The organism is Okeania sp. SIO3I5, assembly GCF_010672085.1.
In the GTDB taxonomy this organism is placed as follows: domain Bacteria; phylum Cyanobacteriota; class Cyanobacteriia; order Cyanobacteriales; family Microcoleaceae; genus Trichodesmium.
This window is the reverse complement of record NZ_JAAHHT010000016.1, coordinates 117375-131596: the sequence shown is the minus strand read 5'-3', so window position 1 is coordinate 131596 and position 14222 is coordinate 117375. Positions and strand designations below refer to the sequence as shown.

The following is a 14222-nucleotide window of genomic DNA, read 5'->3' as shown; positions in this document are numbered from 1 at the left end:
TTATTAGTTAGGAAGGAAGAATAAAAAAGTCTCATTATTTAAAGTTTAGTTTTGCCGTTATGGCAAAACTATATCTGAAAAATATAACAGCAAATTAATCCCTAAAAACTTAAATTCATCGAGTTTTAAAACGTTTTTATTATAGATTTTTAATTATGGATAATAAGCAAAATGACAGCTATGCTAATCTTCCTGATGAACTTTTGGAGGATATTTTAGAGGATGCTCCCAAAATAGCAGACAAAATTAAACCATTGTTTGAAGAACTGGAGCAACAAAAAAGAATATTGCATCAAACACTAGAAGATAATGATTTCATTTGTAGAGTTGGAGATTTGGAAAATCCTCCTAGTCCTTCTATTGATGCAGTTGATGGTGGACAAGCTATTGAAAAATCTATTGGTGCTGATACTTTAATTGCTGTTGGTGTTGGAGTTGAAGGTTTAGTAAGAGAGGATAACCGAAAATGGGGTTCTGTTCAGTATAAAAATTGGCAAGATGTTCTTCCTCATAGTTCTGAAAGTAATCCTAAAGTTACTAGAGGTGCAATGAATGCTTTATAATTCATTTGTAATTAGTCAGACTCCCCATGACATTATAATTGCTGATGGTTCTCATCAAACACCTGTAATTGGAATTAATAGTTTAACCAGTATGTCAAGTTTAGATGAACCTCATTTTCAAGAAATAACGTGGCATATTATTGAGCAATTTAATTTGATAAATTCTCTTAAGAAAACTATGACTAATCCTAATATTGTTTATATGGTAAAATACGATTCCTCACAAGATATTGGCTTAAGTATTTTGAAAGATTTTAATCTAACACTTGAAGATAAAACAGTTATGATTGCAATTCTAAATTCAGATGATATTACAAAACTATGAGATTAATGACTAAACNTGTATAATACTACAGAAATCATAATTGATATTAATCAAAAAAGTGAACAAAAGAAAATTTTAGGACAGTTAGTTTGTTTAGTATAACCACAGGAACAAGAAAAATTGGTTGTTATCGGACAAATTAGTGAAATAGAAACTAAAAATCGCTGGCATGAAGATTTAACTTTTAGGGGAATTATTAAACGTAGAGGTTCACTGCCTCATTTAAGCGGAAAAGCTGATGTTAGAACTGCTAAATTAAATGTTCAAGCTTGTTTTAGTATTGCATTAGATGGCTAAATTACTGAAGGAACTTTAGGTACTTCTCCAGCAACAGGTACTCCTATTTTTTCGGTTAGAGATGAAGTATTAGATAAACTTTTAGAACAGTACAAAAATCAAATTATTTATTTAGGTCTTATCCTACCCATCCTCCCCACCCTCCCCATCTTCTCTTCCCCATCCTCCCCATCCTCCCCATCCTCCCTATCCTCCCTATCTTATCCTCCCCATCCTCCCCATCCTCCCTATCTTATCCTCCCTATCTTATCCTCCCCATCCTCCCCATCCTCCCTATCTTATCCTCCCCATCCTCCCCATCCTCCCCATCCTCTCTATCCTCCCCATCCTCCCCACCTTCCTAACTCCTAATTAAAAATAATTCAAAGTCCCAACTTTTCTAATACTGGACGAGTTGACACTACATGACGGTCTAATCCCAGTTCCTTTGGAGAAATGTCCAAAGCTAAAGCTATCAATTGAGGTAAGTGCAATACTGGTAAACCTAACTTACGTCCGATCGCTCCTTCTACCTCCGGTTGACGAGAATCTAAATTTAAGTGACATAAAGGACACGGAGTTACCATACAATCTGCACCCTTGTCAATAGCTTCACTAACATGAGTTCCTGCCATTTGAAAAGCCTGATTAGTGGCATAACTAGAAAGAGGCCAACCGCAACATTGAGTCCGGCCTCGATAATAAATAGGAGTTGCCCCAATAGCCCGAAACACATTTTCCATAGATTCAGGTTGATAGGGGTCATCATAAGGTAGATTAGTTTGGCCTCTAAGTAAATAGCAACCATAGAACGCAGCACATTTGAGGCCAGAGAGCTTGCGGGTGACACGATTCTGGATGGCTTCAAGGCCATAATCTGATATCAATGCCCAGAGTAGATGTTTAACCTCTGTACTGCCTTGATAGGGAGAACAACTTTGTTTTTGTAATAGGCCATTAATTTGCTCTAGATAAGCTGGTTCAGTTTCTTGAGATTCTTTAAGACGCTCATCCACATGACCAATAACCCCTTGACAAGTGCTACAGTGGGTTAGTAATGGCAAATTTAGTTCCTCAGCTAAAGCTATGTTACGGGCATTAACGGTATCTTCTAGTAATTGAGAGTCTTCTTTAAAAGTACCAGACCCACAACAGGCAGCTTTTTTCAATTCTATTAGCTCTATTCCCAGGGCTTCGGTAAGAACTTGGGTAGACTGATATAGCTCTCGGCAAGCACCTTGAGCCACACAACCAGGAAAGTAAGCATATTTGAGTATTTGAGTAGGCATTAGATTAACTATTCTAGGAATAGAAATATTATTTGATAAACATTAAGCTTATATATAATTTTATGACATTAATCTTATATTTATCTATAATATAAGTTTGTCATTCTAAAAAATAACTTGCCAAAAAAACAAGAAAATACTTTGACAAAAGTAATAACCTTGTGATAGTAGTTAAAAATTCAAGAAATTAACCGGAAAAATGGGATTCAAGCTACCCTCTTGTAGGGGAACTTGAGTAGAAATGTTTGAACTATGGCAGCAAACATGATACACAGCAAACTGCTGCAACTAAGATATATTAAGTCTCCCGAGGGCATTCACCAGAAAAAAACGGACGTGCAGAAAAGGGGTAAATAATGCTGATGTAAATGGGTCATTGAATATAATTAAAAAAGTAATTCCTGATGTCTTTGACCCAGGAATAAAGGGTTTGCCGTTTAACCCTGTGGTAGTTGCTCCACTTGCGTTTAGCTGAACTTTCAGGTTTTTGAGTAAGTTTAGTTGAGCGGTAAGACTAATGCCAAGTAGCAGTATCCAATAAAGCGTCAACCCACCAAATAGTTAAGGATAGGTAGGAATATCCTTGACTTTAGGCCCGAAAGGATGTCAATAGATACTTGATTGCCATAATTAATGGTTAGCTTTAACCTAGTTTCAGATAAAATCGGAAACGCAACATCTAACATAATTTAAAATAAGGAGAAAATTTTATGAGCGCAGAAGTTTTGGGCAAAGTACAGGAAATTGTGGCTAAACAACTGGAAGTCGATCAAGAAAAAGTACAGCCAGAAGCTAACTTTGCTACCGATCTAGGAGCTGATTCTTTAGATACTGTAGAATTAGTGATGGCATTGGAAGAAGAATTTGATATAGAGATTCCAGACGAGCAAGCAGAACAGATTGGTACTGTCCAAGCTGCTGTAGATTATATTGAGAAACAAGTATCAGCCACAGCATAATAATTCCCCACTTGAAAAATGTTGGGAAATAGTCTCCCGTTATAGCTCTGGCTTAACGGGCACTTAATTATTGACGACAGAGTGAATAACAGGGCAAATTTAAGATTGAGGTTTTTTTGGAGATTAATGATAATCCTATAGTATCATATTCACTCAGTAGTAGGGATTATAGATTTCTCTAACAAAATATTAACAATAAAGTACAGTATAGGCTGAAATTCCCAAAGTCAAGGGTTAAGGTGTGAATAACTAAAACTTTCTTTTGGAGTTAAATTAGTCACAGAATTTCTGACATAAGACGGTGGTGGGTTTCATCATTGCTGTCTCTAGAGGCGATGGCATTTTGTCACCCTTTGAAGCAGAGAGCTATATCAGTAAGGTTGTGAGAACTAACATAATACTTTTTGAAGTATAACCCTAGAAAACTTCACTGCCAAAAGTTTCTGCATTCTGGGTGTGGAATCTATGAAAAAAAAATTATGACAAATAACGAGTTTAAACGGGTAGTTGTTACAGGAATGGGTGCAATAACACCAATTGGCAACACTCTATCTGATTATTGGGATGGGTTGTTAAGTGGCAAAAATGGTATAGGCCCAATAACCCTATTTGATGCTTCTCGGCACAAATGTCGTATTGCTGGAGAGGTAAAAGGATTTGACCCTCACGAGTATATGGAACGCAAACAAGCAAAACATGCAGACCGTTTTTCTCAGTTTGCAGTTGCAGCTAGCAAACAAGCACTTGCTGATGCCCAATTTGAAATCAATGACCTAAACGCAGAACAGGTAGGGGTCATTATTGGTACCGGCATAGGTGGCATTAAAGTTTTAGAAGAACAGCAAAAGATTTATTTGGAGAATGGCCCTTCTAGGTGTAGCCCTTTTATGGTCCCAATGATGATTGCTAATATGGCTGCAGGTTTAACAGCAATTCATACTGGGGCTAAGGGACCAAATTATTGTGCTGTGACTGCTTGTGCTGCTGGATCTAATGCTATAGGAGATGCTTTCCGTTTGATCCAAAGAGGGTTTGCTCAAGCAATGATTTGTGGGGGGACAGAATCAGCAGTTACCCCTCTGGGATTAGCAGGGTTCGCTGCTGCTAAGGCTTTATCTACTCGTAATGATGACCCAGCTCATGCAAGTCGCCCTTTTGACCGCGATCGCGATGGCTTTGTTATGGGTGAAGGTGCAGGTATTCTAGTGTTAGAAGAATTAGATTATGCTGTGAGTCGGGGAGCAAGAATATATGCAGAGATTGTGGGTTATGGCATGACCTGTGATGCTTATCACATGACAAAACCATCGGAAAATGGAGAGGGGGCAACTAGAGCTATGCAGTTGGCAATGAAAGATGCTAGCTTAACTCCAGAAGATATTAGTTACATAAATGCCCATGGTACCAGTACATCAGCAAACGACTCAACTGAAACAAAAGCGATTAAAAAGGCGCTAACTGAAAGTGTTGCTAAGAATATACCAATTAGTTCAACTAAGTCGATGACTGGCCATTTGCTAGGAGGCTCTGGAGGTATTGAAGCTATAGCAACAGTAATGGCGATCGCCCATGACAAAATCCCACCAACTATTAACTTAGATAATCCCGCTGAGGATTGTGACCTAAAATATGTTCCCCATGTAAGTATCTCTAAAACAGTAGAAGCAGCCTTATCTAATTCATTTGGATTTGGAGGCCATAACGTTACCCTAGCATTTAAGAAATATGTCTAGAGGACGTTTTGCTGACGCTTTCGCTCCGAAGTGCGCGGAGCGACATGGAAAGCGCAGCATTCCGGAACGGAAAACGCATTAATGCTCAAGCAACGTCCGTACAAAGCGTTGACAAGACTTTCTTGTAAACATTGGGAGATACCCCCTCAGTAGAATCTTCTACTGTGCATTGTTAACATTTGTTAACAAAAAAGTATCGGTTAAGGACTAGAAATTATAAAGGGGGCACAAGCCCCCTTTTTTAGACTTCGGGTAAATCTGTCTCTTGTCCTTTTGGCATCCAAGTTGAGATTATCAAAGCGGCATTCTTCGGTAGTCTGCTCTTGAGTCATTTAGGAATCTCGAATGCTCAGAATTTAATACTTTGAGGAATGAGACCTGAAAATATTAAGGCAGATTTACTAGATTAATAATCTGATGGAGGGCGATCGCATTTCCCCACTTTGCTATCTGCTAAATATTAATGCTTTGAGGAATTTGGGAAGGGAGTAAAAACTCGTAAGGCATTAAACGGTCAGGATTGCGATTTCGCTCCTTAATTGTGGTCTCAGCAGCTTGTAAATTATCCTGGAATTTCTTCAAAGCTGCTTCCAATTCTTGATTATGTGGAAATGCTGATGGGGAATATTTACCTAGCTGAGTGTAATAGACAGAGCCAAGTAAATAAAGCGTATCAATCTGGCTTTGAGCTTGACTAAGTGAAGGCAAACCTTTGATGAAACTCTCAGGATCTTGGGGATTTATTGGGGCTGGAAGATAGCGAGCCAAAGGAAATGCTGGCGTGTACATCATTAATTCTTTTTGAGGAAAATTCACAGCCGCGTGTTGAGCGCTCGCCGTAAAAATCACTGTCGAGATTGTTTTGACTAAACAATTTATGGTGTTAAATTTCCCTTTTCCATCATCACCAAAGTTTTGCAGTCGTCCCCCTTCTAAAGAGACTAATGTTGCTCCCCAAGTTTGTAAATCGGTATCATTCTCAACTGCTGAGTCGTTGCTGTAGTAGATGCTGAAATAATCCCTTACCCAAATTTCAATGGCATTCCAAATTAGTAACCCGTCATCTCGGTAGGGATAGGTTGGTAACTTGTTAATATCAGTTACACGCCGATTGCCTAAAGTTTGGGGAAATGAAATTTCATTAAAGTTAAACAAATAACTTTGTGTAGCTTTAGTGGCCATAGCTTGATCGCCACCGACGCTACTGGCTAATAGAGAGTCTACCGTACCACCAGGCGCAACTAATATTGCATGAGCGCCGTAATTGATCAGCACAGTCCCCTCGAAATGAGGTACCAAAAGTTTTCTTACGCAATGATCTTCGGGTAGATAATTAGTGGGAACAATAAAAGGCTCCACAACTAAATGAGTGCGCCCCAAATGGCTGATGAGTTCATGATAGTTAGAATCAGTCATTTCGACTATGTTTTTAGCAGTCATCCAAGATTCACCATCTAGGGGCGTAAACAAAATCCATTCAGTGCTAATGGCTGTTCGTTGATAACTAATGGCAACCGGAAATAAAGGTCTAGACCAACTGTCAGCAGGTGGAACGGCAAATAGTGCTACTGGAGTAGCAATATACTTTTGTTGTTCTAATTCTTGGCTAATAAAAGAACCGTTGACCAAGCTATTCAAAAGCGCATAGTCGGAAACGTAAAGCCGATCGTCTGCCATTGCTGCCTCCAGTGAATCAGTGAAGCCAAATTTGGCTGCAATTTGGGAATATTGTTCTGCGGTAACTGGTAAGCGAGAATCACTGGCTTGGAATTGCTCAATTACCAGGGGGTTTGGTCCAGCCACTTGTAAATAAGCAAAGATCAGGTCTTGTTGGAAGTTATAGGCGATCGCCGGTTTGCGGATAATTGTGAATTGCTGGTCGTAATCATCAAGAGTGGGAGACTGTGGAGAAGATTCTACACTTGAATCTGAAGTTGAAGACTTATTAGCATCAGCTATTTCTGCTAGTTTGGCAATGTATTTGACTATTTTCTGAAGATTGTCTAATACAGTTTTTTCAGTAGTAGATGCTAACTCATCGATCTTTTCTTGAGGGATTTGAGATTGAATTTGTTTAAAGTCATTATCAATTATTTGCACAAGGTTTTCCTCGGCAGATTTTTGTTGAGAAAGTTCTTGCCATTGGCGGTCAATTTCTGGGTCTTTGTCAATTTTTTCTAAGTTTAAATGTAGTTGCTCAACTACATTTTTTAAACTTTCCTCTGGGATATCGCCAAAATCATTACTAATTGGAAATAATTTAGTCCATTCAAAAGACTTTGCTTTTGATAAGCCAGAATTTTGATAAAGGGACTTATTTATGAATATTTTGAGCAGGGATAATACTACCTTGATCAGCCATTGCAGAGTTGGAAATGTGCCTTTAGGTAGCTGTATTAAAGGAAAACCCAGGATTTTATCTATAATTTTGTTTTTTGGTACATTTGTCATCGCCAGAGGATTGAGATAGCTGTAATTATATTCATATTTAGCTGGGTCGTCACGCTCTGTGATGTAAATGATGTAGAATAATACTAAAAAAGCTGCCAATTTGACTAGATTCCTGGCAGTGTTTTTTTCGCTATTTTTAGATAAAGAATTTGCTAGTTGGATTTCAGACATCTTTTACTCTTTCCGTTAGAAAACATTGAAGCTATTTTAGTATAATTTGTACCTTTATTTTAAGAATAAGGGAACTTCAACAACATCTTCTAATACCATTTTTAAAAAAGAATGTTACGAATAGTAATAGTAACAAAAATACTTTTCAGAAGATGCTTCTTTGACAAAAAAGATGATTTATGACCTAAAAAATGGTATTAAAGCCATTTATTATGACTCCTGACTCCTGACTCCTGACTCCTAAGAAGTACCCTAAATATTTGTAGCAAGCATTTATCAAATTGGTATAATTGGGTGGGAATTTCACAAAACAGAGTCAGAAAATATGCTCAAATTATAGATAGGTATGGGCTTTTTCCTCCAAAAGGCATGAATACTTAACAGCAAGCTAGTTTTCCGGCGGAATGCGGAGCAAACAGGCATTTTTTTTCTATACCATAAAATGTCTAAGTAAGACTAAAAACTTTTTAACACCTGATAAAATTTAACCTGAGTTCCAGGATTGAGTTATCAGTGACTCCCCATAAGTTGGACTATTTGAAGAAACTGCTGATTTTGAAGCAGTTAATCAACCCTTAACCTAACAATAAGAACTAAAGTCCACACTATAAGCTTAAGTTCAGATGGCCTTAAAAATTTTGACTTGACTATTTCTCTTGCTTAGAGTTCCCTAGAGGTGAGATGATTTGTAATGTATATGGCCTGAGAATAATTTCAGACAAATATTACTGTAGAAAAATATTTGGTTGATCGACTCTGGCATTCACACACTTGATTAAGTATATAGAAACAATAACTATGGTTGTTACAACTCAATCACTCGAAGAACTTTGTATTAACTCAATCCGCTTCTTAGCAATTGATGCAGTCCAAAAGGCTAATTCTGGCCACCCTGGACTACCAATGGGTGCTGCACCAATGGCCTTTGTCCTCTGGGACAAGTTCATGCGTTTTAACCCCAAAAATCCTAAATGGTTAAATCGCGATCGCTTTGTTTTATCGGCTGGCCACGGTTGTATGTTACTGTACGCTCTCATGCACCTCACAGGTTTTGACAGCGTACCGATTGAGGAAATTAAACAATTCCGTCAGTGGGATTCTAAAACTCCTGGCCACCCAGAAAATCACATCACTGAGGGTATCGAGGTTACTACCGGGCCACTAGGACAAGGTATTGCTAATGCTGTAGGATTAGCTGCAGCAGAGGCCCATTTAGCTGCGACATTCAATAAGCCAGACTGTAACCTAATTGACCATTACACTTATGTGATTATGGGTGATGGTTGTAACATGGAAGGAATTTCTGGTGAAGCTGCTTCTCTAGCTGGACATTGGGGGTTAGGTAAGTTAATTGCCTTCTATGATGATAACCATATTTCTATTGATGGTCATACTGACATTTCCTTTACTGAAGATGTAAGTAAGCGCTTTGAAGCTTACGGTTGGCACGTTCAGCACGTTGTGGATGGTAATACTGGTTTAGACGCGATCGCTGACGCTATTGAAAAGGCAAAAGCGGTTACTGACAAACCTTCTTTGATTAAAGTTACTACTCTTATTGGTTATGGTTCTCCTAATAAAGCTGATACTCACGATGTTCACGGTGCAGCACTCGGACCGGATGAGGTAGCAGCTACTCGGAAAAATCTTGGTTGGGAATATCCAGAGTTTGAAGTTCCTGCGGATGCTTTGAGTCATTTCCGTAAGGCAGTTGACCGGGGTGCAAAATATCAGGAAGAATGGGATAAGTTATTCTCTGAGTATAAGTCTAAGTATCCTGAAGATGCAGCTACTTTGGAACGGATGGTAAGTGGTAAATTACCTGAAGGTTGGGCGGATGCACTACCTAAATATACTCCTGAAAGCAAGAAGGATGCTACTCGTAACCAGTCTGGTGCAACGCTAAATGCTATAGCTGGAGTTTTACCAGAATTAATTGGTGGTTCTGCTGACTTAGCTCCTTCTAACAAAACTTTACTCAAAGGTATAGGAGATTTCCAAAAAGGTCAATATCAAAACCGGAATATGCGTTTTGGTGTGCGGGAACATGGTATGGGAGCTATTTGTAATGGTATTGCTCTCCATGGTTCCGGTTTAATTCCTTATGGTGCGACTTTCTTGGTGTTCACAGATTATATGCGGAACTCTATCCGTTTATCTGCTTTAGCTGAAGCTGGTGTTATTTGGGTAATGACTCACGACTCGATCGCTTTAGGTGAAGACGGACCGACTCACCAACCAGTTGAGCATATTGCATCTTTACGTTTGATTCCACAATTACTTGTGATGCGTCCTGCGGATGGTAATGAAACTTCTGGTGCGTACAAGGTTGCGGTGGAAAAGGCTAAAGCAAGTCATCCTCAACCTACTCTGTTAGCGTTATCTCGTCAAGGTTTGCCTAATTTAGCTGGTAGTTCTATTGATGCGGTTGCTAAAGGTGCTTATATTCTGACTGACAGCGATGGTACTCCTGACATTATTATTATTGGTACTGGTGGCGAAACTTACCAATGTGTTGACGCAGGTGAAAAACTCCGTGCTGAAGGTAAGAAGGTGCGGGTGGTTTCTATGCCATGTTGGGAATTATTTGAAGAGCAGGATGCTGCTTATAAGGAGTCTGTTTTCCCTGCTGCTGTTAAGAAGCGTTTGGCAGTGGAAGCTGGTGTTAGTTTTGGTTGGCATCGTTATGTGACTGATGAGGGTGCGACTTTGAGTGTTGATACTTTTGGTGCTTCTGCTCCTGGTGGTGTTGTGTTGGAGAAGTTTGGTTTCACTGTTGATAACATTGTTGCTAAAGCTAGAGAAGTATTGGGTTAGTTTTGATGGTGGATAAGCATTCAGCATTTAGCACTCAGCACTCAGTTAGAGTTATAACTTTACAGGTAATAACTTTGAAGTTTATAGTTGTCTTAACTTGAGTGCGTAGTGTTATATCTGCCTATTAACTATCTCAAATTATTAACTATAATTAAAGAGGTTCTCTATTTCTAGAGAACCTTTTTAATTTTTATAGCAATTTCCTTCAGTATGTTTCAGGATTTATTCTTGTTTTTATTAATAAAAAATAAGTTAGTTTTCCGTGATTTTACTATTGCTGAGGAAATATTTAGACAGTTATAATTACACTAAGAAAAAATATTTACTTAATAACAAGAAAAAATAGTTATGGATGAAGCTGTAAGAAAGATAGCAGGTGTAGGATTGCCTGGTGTTATACTTTTAATTGCAATAGCAACGACAGGTTTTAGTGGTGCTGCAGCAATTACAGCAGCATTAGCAATGTTAGGACCGGGTGGAATGATTGGTGGTGTTGTATTTTTGGGAATAATTGGACTTGCATCAGATGCACTGACAAAGTATGGGTTAGAAGCTTTATTGAAAGGAGTTTATCTACAGAGAAAATCCGATGGTGAACCTTTATCAAATCTCTCTAAAGAAATTAATGGTTTACCAATTTCATTAGAACTTAAACTAATAGTAAAAAATGCTATTGGAGCCTAATAGTTAAAACTAAAGCATAAGTCGATTTGGTTTTTATTTACTTGATTATCAACTATAATTAAAGAGGTTCTCTAGAAATAGGGAACCTTTTAAATTTTTTTATATAATTGGAGGAAATGATGACTCAAGCTTCTGTGGAAAAAAATACAGCAATTAAAAGAATTTCAGCAATAATTGACCGAGTAATGGAAAGCGAAAGTATTTATCAAGAATTAGATAAAAATCAACTCATTCAGAGTTTTTATACATTATTAGATAAAGTGTCACCTCAAATGGTAATATCTCTAGATGATGAACGACTGAAAAAGAAAGTTAGAGGTGTAATGTCAATAGAACTATTCTCGACAATATTTGATGATTTGACTCCAGAACAAATAGAAATGTTTAATACAGTAGTAGAAAGGAAATAAAAACGGTGAGTTATCTACTAGATACAAATTTAGTTACTGCAATTTTAAAACAGAATAAAATAGCAACTGATAAATTTAAGCAGGTTAAATTTTTGGAAGAATATCTATTTATCAGTTGCATTACCTATTATGAAATTAAAAGAGGATTATTGTATGTTAATGCTACTAGGCAACTTTCTAAGTTTAACAAATTTTGTCAAGAAGTTACAATTTTGTTCTTAGACAATTTAGAAATTATTGAAAAAGCATCAGAAATTCACATAGATTTGAGAAGGAAAGGAAGACCTATTCAAGATGCTGATATACTTATTGCCGCAACGGCAATTATTCATAATTTAACTTTAGTTTCTAATGATTCTGATATGTCTAGGGTGGAGGGAATAAGTTTAGAGAATTGGTTAGATGTGGAATAGAATTAAAGAGATTTTTGCCCAAGTTATTAATATAATTAGAAATAACTAAGTTTAATGATTAATTTGAATAAAGCAGTTTTAGTTACATCTATCTTTTTACCAACACTAGCACAAGAGTCAGGTGGATTTTCTGCTGCATCGCTCGCTGCTGCTAATAACATCTGTCGGGAAAAAGGTTATAGTCATGCTGTTGCTCGTCCAGACATGAGCGGTGGTGTTTATTATTTCTGTGTTAAATAGGGAGTAAAATATGAAAGATTTTTATGGAGTAGATTTTTACAATGTTTATGTATCAACACCTGATACACCATCAATTTATATGGGATGGTATCAATCTACCACAGCAAAAGAACCTCCAGTAATAGGAGAGAAATTTTATTCTTGGGCAGGTGCGAATGATTCAAGAAAAAAGGTTGAGCTGGAAGTAGTAGAAGTAGTAGCAACTCATCCGCAATGCAGATTAGCTTTGTGTAAGGTTATTTCAGATTCTGTCAATTATAGTTAGCAAGTTTCAGAATTGATTATATTTTTTTATATAAAAATCGGCTTTGTTGAGCTTTGTTGAAAGGAGTTTATATACAGATAAAATCAGATAGTTAACCTTGATAAAATCTATGTGGAGAAATTGATAATTTACCGATTTCATTAGAACTTAAACTAATGCTAAAAAATGCTATTGGAGCCTAAGAATTAAAATTAAAGCATAAGTCGATTTGGTTTTTATTGACTTGATTATTAATTATAATTAAAGGGGTTCTCTAGAAATAGGGAACCTTTTAAATTTGTTTATATAATTGGAGGAGATTATGACTCAAACTTCTGTGGAAAAAAATACAGCAATTAAAAGAATTTCAGCAATAATTGACCGAGTAATGGAAAACGATAGTCTTTATCAAGAATTAGATAAAAATCAACTCATTCAGAGTTTTTCTACATTATTAGATCGAGTGTCACCTCAAATGGTAATATCTCTAGATAATGAACGACTAACAAAGAGAGTTAGAGGCGTAATGTCAATAGAACTATTCTCCACAATATTTGATGATTTTACTCCAGAACAAATAGAAATGTTTAATGCAGTAGTTGAAGGGAGATATTAAGGTCAGTGATATACTAAATATTAGTATAGTTTCAGCAGTTGCAAACCAGAATCAAAAAATTATAGGAGGAGATGATGACTCAAGCTTCTACAGAAAAGAATACAGTTCTTAAAAGAATTGCAGCAATAATTGACCGAGTAATGGAAAGCGAAAGTATTTATCAAGAATTAGATCGAAATGAACTTGTGGAGACTTTCTCAAAAATATTAGATAGAGTGTCACCTCAAATTCTCCTACCTCTCAATGATGAAAAGTTGAAAAAAAGGGTTGAGAGAGTTATGGTAACAGAATTATTATGGACAACACCTAATGATTTGACCCCAGAAGAAATAGAAATTTTTAATGCTGTAGTGGAAGGGAGATAGGAAAAGTGAATTATCTATTAGATACTAATATAGTTTCAGCGTTTGTGAATCAGAATCAAAAAATTAGAGATAAATTACTCGAAGTATATACTAGAGAACAGGATATTTATATTAGCTGCATTAGCTTTTATGAAGTAAAAAGAGGATTATTATATGTGAATGCTACTCGAAAACTATCCGAGTTTAACAAATTCTGTCAAAAAGTTACAATTTTATTCTTAGAAAATTTAGAAATTATTGAAAAAGCAACAGAAATTCACATAAATTTCAGGCGAAAAGGAAGACCTATTCAAGATGCTGATATACTTATTGCAGCAACAGCAATTACTAATAATTTAACTCTGGTTTCTAATGATTCTGATATGTCAAGAGTTGAGGGAATAAATTTAGAAAATTGGTTAGATGTGGAATAGAATTAAAGATATTTTTGCCCAAGTTATTAATATAATTAGGAATAACTAAGTTTGATAATTAATTTGAATAAAGCAGTTTTAGTCATATCTTTAGTTGCATCTATTGCTTTACCAACACTAGCAGAAGAGTCAGGTGAATTTTATGCTGCCTCCCTCGCCACTGCTAATAGTATCTGTCGGGAAAAAGGTTACAGTCATGCTGTTGCTCGTCCAGACATGAGCGGCGGTGTTTATTATTTCTGTGTTCAATAGA

17 protein-coding genes are annotated in these 14222 nt (G+C 36.8%); 15 read left to right on the top strand and 2 right to left on the bottom strand.

Translation table 11 applies throughout. The annotated features are described in order from the left end of the window. Positions 1-155 precede the first annotated feature (155 nt). From F6K40_RS05760 to F6K40_RS05750, 3 genes are all read left to right on the top strand, one after another. Positions 156-563 (top strand): hypothetical protein, encoded by a 408-nt coding sequence (locus F6K40_RS05760; RefSeq protein ID WP_293132638.1) that lies wholly within the window; start codon positions 156-158, stop codon positions 561-563. Beyond that, the gene (locus tag F6K40_RS05755; protein WP_293132635.1) at positions 553-888 is read left to right on the top strand and encodes a hypothetical protein; all 336 of its coding nucleotides are present in this window, start codon (positions 553-555) and stop codon (positions 886-888) included. Before F6K40_RS05760 ends, F6K40_RS05755 begins: the two co-directional genes overlap by 11 nt. Before the next feature lie 120 nt (positions 889-1008). Beyond that, positions 1009-1185 (top strand): hypothetical protein, encoded by a 177-nt coding sequence (locus F6K40_RS05750; protein ID WP_293132632.1) that lies wholly within the window; start codon positions 1009-1011, stop codon positions 1183-1185. A 362-nt stretch (positions 1186-1547) separates the two neighbouring features. Here F6K40_RS05750 and F6K40_RS05745 read toward each other — a convergent pair whose 3' ends face one another. Beyond that, entirely contained in the window at positions 1548-2453 is a 906-nt protein-coding gene (locus tag F6K40_RS05745) for a CoB--CoM heterodisulfide reductase iron-sulfur subunit B family protein (protein ID WP_293132629.1), read from the bottom strand. A gap of 710 nt (positions 2454-3163) precedes the next feature. Here F6K40_RS05745 and acpP point away from each other — a divergent pair. Continuing rightward, a complete protein-coding gene (gene acpP / locus F6K40_RS05740) occupies positions 3164-3412 on the top strand; it encodes an acyl carrier protein (protein WP_293132626.1) in 249 nt (82 codons plus the stop codon). Between the two features lie 479 nt (positions 3413-3891). Next, the gene (gene fabF / locus F6K40_RS05735; RefSeq protein ID WP_293132623.1) at positions 3892-5145 is read left to right on the top strand and encodes a beta-ketoacyl-ACP synthase II; all 1254 of its coding nucleotides are present in this window, start codon (positions 3892-3894) and stop codon (positions 5143-5145) included. A gap of 453 nt (positions 5146-5598) precedes the next feature. Here the strand turns inward: fabF and F6K40_RS05730 are convergent, their stop codons facing one another. Continuing rightward, positions 5599-7767 carry a lipoxygenase family protein gene (locus F6K40_RS05730; protein WP_293132620.1) on the bottom strand — a complete coding sequence of 723 codons (2169 nt, stop codon included), beginning with the start codon at positions 7765-7767 and terminating at the stop codon, positions 5599-5601. 798 nt (positions 7768-8565) lie between these two features. Here F6K40_RS05730 and tkt point away from each other — a divergent pair. The 10 genes from tkt (at position 8566) to F6K40_RS05680 (ending at position 14221) form a co-directional block, all read left to right on the top strand. Then, positions 8566-10584: a transketolase gene (tkt, locus tag F6K40_RS05725; protein WP_293132617.1), complete on the top strand. Its 2019-nt coding sequence runs from the start codon at positions 8566-8568 to the stop codon at positions 10582-10584. A 348-nt stretch (positions 10585-10932) separates the two neighbouring features. Further along, positions 10933-11268: a hypothetical protein gene (locus F6K40_RS05720; RefSeq protein WP_287523805.1), complete on the top strand. Its 336-nt coding sequence runs from the start codon at positions 10933-10935 to the stop codon at positions 11266-11268. Between the two features lie 116 nt (positions 11269-11384). Next, a complete protein-coding gene (locus F6K40_RS05715) occupies positions 11385-11678 on the top strand; it encodes a hypothetical protein (protein ID WP_293132610.1) in 294 nt (97 codons plus the stop codon). 5 nt (positions 11679-11683) lie between these two features. Beyond that, a complete protein-coding gene (locus F6K40_RS05710) occupies positions 11684-12091 on the top strand; it encodes a type II toxin-antitoxin system VapC family toxin (protein WP_293132607.1) in 408 nt (135 codons plus the stop codon). 54 nt (positions 12092-12145) lie between these two features. Continuing rightward, positions 12146-12331, top strand: coding sequence for a hypothetical protein (locus F6K40_RS05705; RefSeq protein WP_293132604.1), 186 nt, complete (start codon positions 12146-12148; stop codon positions 12329-12331). 10 nt (positions 12332-12341) lie between these two features. Beyond that, entirely contained in the window at positions 12342-12596 is a 255-nt protein-coding gene (locus F6K40_RS05700; protein WP_293132601.1) for a hypothetical protein, read from the top strand. A gap of 301 nt (positions 12597-12897) precedes the next feature. Further along, the gene (locus F6K40_RS05695; protein ID WP_293132598.1) at positions 12898-13191 is read left to right on the top strand and encodes a hypothetical protein; all 294 of its coding nucleotides are present in this window, start codon (positions 12898-12900) and stop codon (positions 13189-13191) included. Between the two features lie 71 nt (positions 13192-13262). Then, the gene (locus F6K40_RS05690; RefSeq protein WP_293132595.1) at positions 13263-13556 is read left to right on the top strand and encodes a hypothetical protein; all 294 of its coding nucleotides are present in this window, start codon (positions 13263-13265) and stop codon (positions 13554-13556) included. A gap of 5 nt (positions 13557-13561) precedes the next feature. Continuing rightward, on the top strand, positions 13562-13969 hold the full coding sequence (locus tag F6K40_RS05685; RefSeq protein ID WP_293132592.1) for a type II toxin-antitoxin system VapC family toxin: 408 nt from the start codon (positions 13562-13564) through the stop codon (positions 13967-13969). A gap of 63 nt (positions 13970-14032) precedes the next feature. After that, complete coding sequence (locus tag F6K40_RS05680; protein ID WP_293132589.1) at positions 14033-14221, top strand: hypothetical protein; 189 nt, start codon at positions 14033-14035, stop codon at positions 14219-14221. Position 14222 lies beyond the last annotated feature (1 nt).